General features: G+C 55.7%; 6 protein-coding genes and 1 pseudogene. 3 read left to right on the top strand and 4 right to left on the bottom strand.

Annotated elements, in window-relative coordinates:
- Nucleotides 1-85: 85 nt before the first annotated feature.
- The 4 genes from FQ320_RS08865 to FQ320_RS08850 all read right to left on the bottom strand — a co-directional run bounded on the left by FQ320_RS08865 (nucleotide 86) and on the right by FQ320_RS08850 (nucleotide 4,326).
- Complete coding sequence (locus FQ320_RS08865; protein WP_255509432.1) at nucleotides 86-1,390, bottom strand: RNA-directed DNA polymerase; 1,305 nt, start codon at nucleotides 1,388-1,390, stop codon at nucleotides 86-88.
- A 153-nt stretch (nucleotides 1,391-1,543) separates the two neighbouring features.
- Nucleotides 1,544-2,704 carry an abortive infection family protein gene (locus FQ320_RS08860; protein WP_148471350.1) on the bottom strand — a complete coding sequence of 387 codons (1,161 nt, stop codon included), beginning with the start codon at nucleotides 2,702-2,704 and terminating at the stop codon, nucleotides 1,544-1,546.
- 507 nt (nucleotides 2,705-3,211) lie between these two features.
- Nucleotides 3,212-3,511, bottom strand: coding sequence for a WYL domain-containing protein (locus tag FQ320_RS08855; protein WP_148471349.1), 300 nt, complete (start codon nucleotides 3,509-3,511; stop codon nucleotides 3,212-3,214).
- A 383-nt stretch (nucleotides 3,512-3,894) separates the two neighbouring features.
- Nucleotides 3,895-4,326 (bottom strand): hypothetical protein, encoded by a 432-nt coding sequence (locus tag FQ320_RS08850; protein WP_148471348.1) that lies wholly within the window; start codon nucleotides 4,324-4,326, stop codon nucleotides 3,895-3,897.
- 503 nt (nucleotides 4,327-4,829) lie between these two features.
- Between FQ320_RS08850 and FQ320_RS08845 the strand changes: the two are divergent.
- The 3 genes and pseudogenes from FQ320_RS08845 to recG form a co-directional block, all read left to right on the top strand.
- A pseudogene (locus FQ320_RS08845) lies at nucleotides 4,830-5,021 on the top strand (helix-turn-helix domain-containing protein); the annotation flags it as partial.
- Nucleotides 5,022-5,112: 91 nt separating this feature from the next.
- A complete protein-coding gene (gene ligA / locus FQ320_RS08840; protein WP_148471347.1) occupies nucleotides 5,113-7,227 on the top strand; it encodes an NAD-dependent DNA ligase LigA in 2,115 nt (704 codons plus the stop codon).
- Nucleotides 7,224-9,317 (top strand): ATP-dependent DNA helicase RecG, encoded by a 2,094-nt coding sequence (gene recG, locus FQ320_RS08835; protein WP_148471346.1) that lies wholly within the window; start codon nucleotides 7,224-7,226, stop codon nucleotides 9,315-9,317. Before ligA ends, recG begins: the two co-directional genes overlap by 4 nt.
- Nucleotides 9,318-9,568: the final 251 nt, after the last annotated feature.

Below are 9,568 nucleotides of genomic sequence, written 5' to 3'. Positions count from 1 at the left end.
GTCGTCCGACGCGACACATCCAAAGGCTCTCTCAGCATCAAACTCAAGCGAGCTGGCTGGGATGAGGCATTCTTATGCAGCGTTCTCAATGGGCTGTAAGACGCGTGAGCCAAACGCGATTGCCCTGCATCAGAAGGTGGGGAACTGTTGTCGGCAGTAAATCAAGTAGGTTGTCTATTTGATCGAAAACAAGCGTAAATTCATCGTTCGATCTTACCGAATACACGCCTCGCATAATCTTGGACCAAGAAGCGCGAAACGAATTGAGATTTTTTGGTTCAAGCAGCGTGGCACATAGTTGTGCTGCAACCTTTGGTTCTTGAAATTTTAAGGCGCGCCCAATCTGCGCAAGCACAAAACTGTCCGGCTGCGATTTCTCTTTTTCGAGGTTCAATAAAAACTGGACGTCAATATCTTTAAACGATTTCTTTAGCTGTTCATATTCACCATGTGCTGCATCAGAGTAGGGATCGAAGTGCAAATCCAGCTCTCGCAGTGCCATGCTGGCGTCTTCACCGTCACCCAATTGAGCAGCGACGTACTCTATGTAGTGTTTAGCACTCAAAGTAGTCGTTTTAGTTCGATTGAGTGAAAGTCCATAGTCTGCAAGAGAGTGAGAAAGCACTGAAAGTGCCTTGTATGCTTCTTGTTGCGAGTTGCAGATCAGGGTGAAATCATCGACGAAGCGATGCCATACGATGCCTGCATCTGATAGTGACCTGTCGATGGGAGTCATCATTACTTCTGCAAGGACCCGTGCGCACTGACCGCCGACCGGTAGTCCAAAGGAACGGCCAGCCGCCAGTTTACTTAAAATACGGTCAACTTGCGCGGCTACAGTTGAATTTGAATCACCCAAATCTTTAATGACGTTCTCAAGCCGATGATGGTATATATGCTCATAGAAGCTGGAAATGTCAGTTTGTACGACTACGGAACCTACTTCGTTTAATGCAGGTTCCTTGAGAGTGGCCTCTTTATAGGTACGCCAAGACTTGGACCGATCGAAGAAGGATGGAGCTTCACCGCCAAGCCTATAGGAATGGACCCTCGCGCTGCGATTCCCCTCGTTGGCTTCGGCGATAGCAATTCCAAGCCCGTTCAAATATAGATTCCAGAGCGGGTGAATCTTTGTTGTAATCCTAAATCCATTAGACCCAGAAGGAGCCAGTAGCCTCTCCGACCCTACAGTTAGTTCATTTACATATCCCGCAGCGTTTTTGGGGGTTCTCTGATTTATGTCCTGAAACAGGTTGAAGCAGACATCGGAAAGCTCATCAGCCATATCTCGAATAAAGCCTGCATCAATATCATATGGGAGAGTGTCGTTTTCACCGCTTTGACCAATTTCTCTAGCGGCCTGCAAAAAATGGTCTCGTGAAACCTGCATGGTTTGTCCTTTAATATTTATTTTGGAGACGCTCCCCTTCTTACAAGGACATGTCCTCCGAAAAATACTGCAAGCCCGCACAGCACAAGTCCAGCGCTTGAGCTGACCCAGCAAAAAATCGAAATTATGAATGAAGCTGCGGACACTCATTTCTCAGGTATTATCATTTTTGTTGGCCCACGTTGCAATTAGGAACGTTGACATTGTTCCTGCAAGGTTCACGGCCAACTCAGCATGTCGGGCAGCGGGGCGCACGCGCTTCGGACCAATGCTGTGCGCATCACCTAGCTTATTGCGTAGCGCGCCTAGCGCACTGACAACCGATTGGCAGCTACCCAATATTTGCTTAAAAATTTGCTCTGTATGATCGTCTGGGGCAAGGTTCAAAACCTTCGCTGTTTTTTTGTAAAGGGCTGGCAAGTCATCAGCTTCGTCCCAACCATCCCCAGCTTCGTGCAATATCCATTTGCAGACGTCCTCAAGCAAAGTGCGTGCTAGGGTGATCGAACGCTCGGGGTTAGAAGATCTGCTTTCAAGCGCAGCTTGCCAGCGCGGGCTTACCTGACTTGTTTCAAAGTTCTTGATCGCTATCGATATTTCATTGTCCGACGGGCTTCCATCCGGGATATGGCGCACTTTGAATAAAGGTGACCCAGAAATAGTTCCCGATTTGACCAATGCATATCCGTCGTGACGTAAAAGTTGATCTATCGCTTTGGCCAACTCGCTCTGCCTTTTAACAGCTTGATACTCAGCTGAAGTGACCGCTTCGAGAAACCTGAAGAGTCGGGACGTGGAGCACTCCAGTAGGCCGAGGTATTCCATCAACTCCTGCTGGGTCAGATCATCGTTTCTGAGGGTGTGCTGCACCAAAAAAGATTCAAGGTTATCATATTGAATGCCGTTGCCCACTGGCATGTCTTCGATAGGCCAAACGGAGCGGATAAAATCCATCTGTTCAACCTCGGTTGCCAGTGGTTGGCCATCAAAGAGCTTGATAAGACGCCGCCTTGTCAGTTTTGTAATTGGGCGGCCTTTTAAATCATCCAATTTTGCAAGCACTTCTCCGAGTGCGTATCCGCCTTGTTCAGCATGAAGCAACCGCGCGCTCTTGAGAAGCTCATCGGCTGACTGAGCTGCAATCCGTTTCTGCGCATATTTGTGCTTACTTTGGAAAGCTTCTTCTTCTGAACCCTCAGACAACCCAATTCGCACGCATATTGCCGGAACATCATATGCTTTAAAATTAGCAATTTCTGATGCCAATTCGGTACGAAGCGTTTTGAGAGTTAAAGTGCAAATTTCGTCTTCCATCGCGTCCTGCTGGCTTGGTCAAAAAATTAGCTGCCGACTGAGACTGATGCATTATCTAGAACTCAAGATGAGCCTACCGGGAAAGTGGAGGGATTGGAAGTAACGGCGGCACATCAAATTGACGTTCGGAAGACATCTGGCAGACATCGTTGCTGGTCACAAGCAAAGCTAAATCGACGATCTGCTACCATGGAACTACATCAAATAGGTGTGACCGGCGCACCGCTTACAATGGTGTATTTGACGAACGGGAGCAACGTCCGCGTTGCAGTCCTTCACCTTCTCAAAATGCTGCGCTGCGCACGAATGGCTGCACTGACGGGCCGCACCGCAGCATTGCCAAGGGAGGGTGAAAGGCCGGTTCGGGCCGAACATGCCGCTCGTGCCATGACGCCAACCAAGACTTCGGAAAGCACGCTTCCTGCGCATACCGGCCACTCGGACTTTCGTATAAACGTCGGAGGCGCGCCTGAAGCAGGCTGGGAAACTTGCGTCAGGTGCGGACCACTAGGTGACCAGGTAAAGTCCGAGACGGCAAACAACCCGAGGAATTGTCTGATCATTTGGATTGTAACCTGGTCTTGGTCCTGGGAATTTAATCAGGCCACTGGCGATCCCGGCCATCTCAGAGATGTGAAAATGGCGCAAGCCTTCATCTTTGCGTCCTGGCAGTTGCCAGGCGCTGAGCGTCAGGTTGCCCTTAACGTCGTATCCCAGAAGGTGGGGCTCCACCCGACAACGAACTCCTTTGTACATGAAGGAGATCCGCGTACGTCGCTGGATGGCTTTGCAGATCAAGTCTTCCATGTCGCACTCCGTAAGGTGATGAAGGGACTGCCTCAACAATTCTCATGCCCTTTGCCGGCCATGTAAGGCTTTCCATCACCATTTCCATTGGGCAGCAGCGAGCCGAAACATGTGGCCAATCTCTGCTGATGCCCCGCCGGGAATAAGACTGTTTCCGCCGAAGTCCGATTCCGGGTGTACATCGCCCAAGTGTCGTCATGATTGCCCCTCATTTGGCAGTCAGTCCACACGGAAAGGTGGTTAGATGAGCGGCGTATCAAGGAACGAAAAGGCCATCCGGATATCGCGGCTTCGTAATGAAGCGGGGACAACCGGCAAGCGGGAAATATTTCCGCCGTTACTGGATCAAGAAGAGATCGATGACGCAGATCGATCGGGTCTTCTCAGAGCGATCGAGCGGTGGATACGGGGCCGATGACCGGCGTCGGGCCATCGGTATAGCTGTGTTTCGGCTTTCCCACTGTCCATTCCACAAAAATCTCTTCGAGTTCTGTCCGTGACGCGGCGGTGAGAACGTCAACGATATCACCATTCCTTCGCACAGCGCCGACCCAAAGATTTCGCCGACGATCCGTCGTCATCTCGCAGGTGAAGCCTTCAACCTCAAAGAACGGGCGAGCCTCAATGCTGACTTTGGTGGAAGTTGTCCAAGCCGCGAATAGGTTGCTCAGTTCTAAAGACGAAGATGCCGCGATAGTTTGGACTGATTCATCATCCTTCAAAACTGCGCCGATCCAGAAATTTCTCTTTTGGTTGGTGCGCACCTCAAGGGTATAGCCCCGGACCTCAAATGTCGTAACTTTTTCAAAGTCCATCGTTCTATCCCCTTAAAACAGTCCGACGCATATTCTGTCTCGGACGCTTCCCCAACCAGATCGCAGCATTATGAGCGTCAGGCCATCATCTTCGCATGCTTTGAAAAAGACGCACATATAGACAGGGATGTCGCCAATTATTGTCAATACGGATACAGTTCTCGAATACTGTTCTAATTATGTGTCTGTGACGTTCGCGGGGATGGTACAGAAAATTGAGCGCGCGTCCGCGCGATATCGCTTTGTGCAGGGCGGGTAAGTGAGGGACCGCGCTCCGTTCGACGATCGGGTTGCTCATGCGCCTGGCGGTGAATCTGTGTGAACCTGCGCTCTATGCATCACACGCGTCGAGTGGCAATCGCTCATGTCGATCTCCTATGTATCGAATGTGGGACGCTCTTTGGGTTGGTGAAACTGCTGTTTCAAAATTCACGCTTTGTATTCGGTTTGTCTTTGAAATAATTGAGTTCAACGCGTTGATTTTGCGCATTTATAATGACATTCTGAACCATCTTTACGGCGGCATGGATGAGCCTGAGCTGAAGATCATCGATGTCTTTATCTGCAAATTGCGCAAGAAACTTAGCCAGGCGACAGTTGGCGATAACTATATCGAGACGGTCTGGGGCCGTGGATATGTTCTGCGCGATCCCGAAGTGAAGGAACACCCATCGGCCTTGGTCGCGAACGCCTGAACGCATGCGGGCAAGGCGGAATTTGCCCCTGCCACTGGACCGCGGGCCCATGCGAACCTATCACAAGGTCGCAGAGTCGGTGGAGCGGAAAATGGCACAAACGCGGGTGGAAGACCTGACGAAAGACGCGGCAAGGGAAGAATTGTCCCGACTGGCCGGTCTGATTGACGCGGCAAACGCCGCCTATCACGGCAAGGATGCGCCCGAAATCGGCGACGCGGAGTTTGACAGCCTGAAACGCCGGAATGCGGCGATTGAAGCGCAATTTCCAGAGCTGAAACGTGATGACAGCCCCAGTGACCGGGTGGGGGCCGCCCCTGGCGATGGCTTTGCCAAGGTCGCGCACGAGGTTCGGATGTTGTCGCTGGGCAATGCGTTCGATGCCGGTGACGTGGTTGAATTCGACCGCTCGATTCGCAAATATCTGGGCCTGTCCGCCGACGCGCGACTAAAGTTTACTGCCGAGCCAAAGATTGACGGCCTGTCCCTGTCGCTGCGGTATGAACAGGGTCGGCTGGTGCAGGCGGCAACGCGCGGCGACGGCGCGGTGGGTGAAAACGTCACCGCAAACGCCCGGACCATTGATGACATCCCGCAGAACCTGACGGACGCCCCCGATGTGATTGAGGTGCGCGGCGAGGTTTACATGTCACATGCTGATTTTGCGTCACTGAACTCGCGTCAAACAGCGGCCGGGGGCAAAATCTTTGCCAATCCCCGCAACGCCGCTGCGGGATCCCTGCGGCAGCTGGACCCTGCCATCACCCAATCCCGACCGTTGCGCTTTTTCGCCTATGCCTGGGGTGCGCTCAGCGCTCCATTGGCTGATACTCAGTCTGGCGCCCTGCGGCGGCTGGCGGAAATGGGGTTCGTGACCAACGATCAAACCGCACTGTGCGACGGGCCTGACGCGATGCTAGCGCAATATGAACAGATCGAGCAACGGCGCGCGACGCTGGGCTACGACATCGACGGGGTGGTTTACAAGGTCGATGATCTGGCCTTGCAGGCACGACTCGGCTTTCGCTCGACGACGCCCCGCTGGGCGATTGCGCACAAGTTTTTCGCCGAGACCGCCTGGACGCTGCTTGACCGGATCGAAATTCAGGTTGGGCGCACGGGGGCCCTGTCGCCGGTGGCCCGGTTGGTGCCGGTCACGGTGGGCGGTGTGGTCGTGTCCAATGCAACGCTGCACAACGAGGATTATATCGCAGGGCGCGATTCCCAAGGGGGCGAGATTCGCGGTGGCAAGGACATCCGTGCGGGCGACTGGGTCGAGGTCTATCGCGCGGGCGATGTGATTCCCAAGGTGTCGGATGTCGACCTGTCGCGCCGCCCGAAAGATTCTGTGCCGTATGCTTTTCCTGACCGCTGTCCCGAATGTGGGTCCGAGGCACCGCGCGAACCGGGTGACGCGATTCGCCGATGCATCGGCGGGTTGATCTGTCCGGCGCAGGCGGTGGAAAAGCTGAAACATTTCGTCAGCCGCGCCGCCTTCGACATCGAAGGGCTGGGAGCGAAACAGGTCGAACAATTTTATCGCGACGGCTGGATTGCCGAACCCGCTGACATTTTCACCCTGAAAGACCGGTTTGGCAGCGGCATGCAGCAGTTGAAGAACCGCGAAGGCTGGGGCGAAAAAAGTGCCGACAACCTATTTGCCGCGATCGAAGAAAAGCGGACGATCCCACTGAACCGCCTGCTGTTCGCCCTTGGCATTCGCCATGTCGGGGAAAGCAGTGCTGCGCTGATCGCGGGGCATTATGCCAGTTGGGCGAATCTCTCGGCGGCACTGGGCACCGCTGTGCCCGAAACAGAAGCCTGGGACGATCTGAACGGCATCGATGGTGTCGGTGCGGTGATGGCCGGATCGCTGACGGCCGCATTTCGCCCGGGTGCCGAGCGTGACGCCATTGACCGGTTGGTCGCGCATCTGACGGTCACCGATGCGGCGCGGCGCGGTGCGGTGGACAGCCCTGTCGCTGGCAAGACGGTCGTGTTCAGCGGAACGTTGGAAAAAATGACACGGGCCGAGGCAAAGGCCAAGGCCGAGTCGCTGGGTGCCAAGGTAGCGGGCAGCATTTCCGCCAGAACCGACCTGTTGATCGCCGGACCGGGGGCGGGATCAAAGGCAACCAAGGCGGCCGAACTTGGGGTGACCACGCTGGACGAAGACGGCTGGCTTGCGTTGATTGCAGGCCAATGACCACCGGCCGCCCCGAAGGATTGTTTCCGCTGTTCGCCGATCTGACCGGGCTTGATGGCATCGGCCCGAAAACTGCGCTGATCTTTGGCCAGATGGGTGTCGAAAAGCCACGCGATCTGCTGTTCACGCTGCCACATTCCGGCATCGATCGACAACGTCGCGATTCGATCCGCGACGTCGATCCGCCCGCCGTCGTAACGGTCGAGGTTGAGGTGGGGCGGCATTTCCCACCGGCGTCACGGGGCCGCCCCTACCGGATCGAGGTGACGGATTCCCAGACCACGTTTCATCTGGTGTTCTTTCATGCGCGTGAGGATTACCTGACCCGACTGTTGCCCACCGGTCAGCGGCGCATAGTTTCCGGGCGGGTCGAACTTTTCGATGGCATAGCGCAGATGGTGCACCCCGATCACGTTCTTGCTCCGGACGAGGCAGAGGAAATTGCGCCCTACGAACCGGTCTATCCCCTGACATCCGGATTGACCCAGAAAATCATGGCGCGTGCCGTCGCCGCTGCGCTGGAACGGACGACCTCCATGGGCGAATGGATCGATCCCGGCGTCATGCAGCGCGAGGGATGGCCCGATTGGCAAGCGGCGCTGAAAACTGCCCACGCGCCCGGCACAGCCGCCGATCTGTCAACCGACGCCCCGGCGCGCAGGCGGCTTGCCTATGACGAACTTCTGGCACACCAACTGACCCTTGCGCTGGCCCGTGTCGAACGCAAACGCAAACGCGGGATCGTGTCGCGCGCAACCGGCACGTTGCAGCGCAAGGTGTTGAATGCGTTGCCGTATCATCCGACCGCAGCGCAGGAGCGGGCAATCGGTGAAATCACCGACGACATGGCCCGACCGGAACGGATGAACCGGCTGTTGCAAGGCGATGTCGGCTCGGGGAAGACTGTGGTCGCCTTTATGGCGCTGCTTGTCGCGGTTGAGGCGGGCGGGCAGGGCGTGATGATGGCCCCGACTGAAATCCTTGCCCGTCAGCATCTTGAGGGGTTGCAGCCGCTGGCCGAACAGGCCGGTGTGGTGCTGGAACTGCTCACCGGACGCGACAAGGGGAGCGAACGCGCGGCCAAACTGGCGGCGCTGGCGGCGGGTGACATTCAGGTTCTGGTCGGCACTCATGCGGTGTTTCAAAAAGACGTCGTATTCTGCGATCTGCGCCTGGCGGTCGTGGATGAACAGCACCGGTTCGGTGTGCGCCAACGGCTGGAATTGGGTGCCAAGGGGCAGGGTGCCGACGTTCTTGTCATGACTGCGACGCCGATTCCACGATCTTTGGCGCTGGCTCAGTATGGCGATATGGATGTGTCGGTGCTGGATGAAAAACCGCCGGGTCGCAAGCCGGTCAAGACCGCGCTGATCGGTACCACCCGGATTGACGAAGTGGTCGCATCGCTGCGCCGGGCCGTGGGCGAGGGGCGGCAGGCCTATTGGGTGTGCCCCCTGGTCGAAGAGAGCGAATCCGTCGATCTGACCAGCGCCGAAGACCGTTTCCGACGCCTGCGCGCGGCCTTGGGCGATGATGTCGTCGGACTGGTGCATGGCCAGATGCCCCCAGCCGACAAAGACGCCGCAATGTCGCGGTTCGTCGCGGGCCAAACCAGCGTATTGGTGGCGACCACGGTGATCGAGGTCGGGGTGAACGTCCCAAATGCCTCGATCATGGTGATTGAACGGGCCGAAAGCTTTGGTCTGGCGCAGTTGCACCAGTTGCGGGGAAGGGTCGGGCGGGGCACAGCGGAATCGACCTGCCTGCTGCTGTATCAAGCGCCACTGGGTGAATCCGGGCGGCGGCGGCTGGAGATCCTGCGTCAGACCGAAGATGGATTCCGTATTGCCGAAGAAGACCTTGCCATGCGGGGTGCGGGCGATCTGATCGGTCATGCCCAATCGGGCTTGCCGCGATTCCGCGTCGCGGATCTGGAAAGGCAGGGCGCCCTGATGAATCTGGCGCAAAGCGATGCACGCAAACTGCTGCACGACGACCCCGGTCTGACCACACCGCGCGGGTGCGCTGCGCGGCATCTTCTTTGGTTGATGGAGCAGGACAAAGCGATCCGTCTGATTTCAGTAGGTTAGCACTTTGTTCCGTTTTGTTCTCATAAAGTTCTTTACAGGCTTTCTGTGATATGAGAACAAAGGTGCAACAAAGAGAAGCAACCGGAAAGGAAACCGACGATGATCCGACAGATCAAAACGGTGATGACAAGGTCCACCACCTTGGTTCAAGATTTCGTAGGCGCCTTTGCTCTGGTTGTTTTGCTGTTTGCCGGGCTGTATTTGCCCGGCCTTACATAGAGGGATTTGATTTCACGACTGCCTGCTGTTCG

Source organism: Oceaniovalibus sp. ACAM 378, from assembly GCF_008085915.1.
Lineage (GTDB): Bacteria > Pseudomonadota > Alphaproteobacteria > Rhodobacterales > Rhodobacteraceae > Oceaniglobus.
Note: the sequence above shows the minus strand (reverse complement) of the source record. Positions and strands in the feature narration are given on the sequence as shown.

Coding starts and splice junctions, on each gene's coding strand:
- FQ320_RS08855 (WP_148471349.1), bottom strand. CDS start 3,511: ATGGAAGACTTGATCTGCAAAGCCATCCAGCGACGTACGCGGATCTCC.
- FQ320_RS08860 (WP_148471350.1), bottom strand. CDS start 2,704: ATGGAAGACGAAATTTGCACTTTAACTCTCAAAACGCTTCGTACCGAA.
- recG (WP_148471346.1), top strand. CDS start 7,224: ATGACCACCGGCCGCCCCGAAGGATTGTTTCCGCTGTTCGCCGATCTG.
- ligA (WP_148471347.1), top strand. CDS start 5,113: ATGGCACAAACGCGGGTGGAAGACCTGACGAAAGACGCGGCAAGGGAA.
- FQ320_RS08865 (WP_255509432.1), bottom strand. CDS start 1,390: ATGCAGGTTTCACGAGACCATTTTTTGCAGGCCGCTAGAGAAATTGGT.
- FQ320_RS08850 (WP_148471348.1), bottom strand. CDS start 4,326: ATGGACTTTGAAAAAGTTACGACATTTGAGGTCCGGGGCTATACCCTT.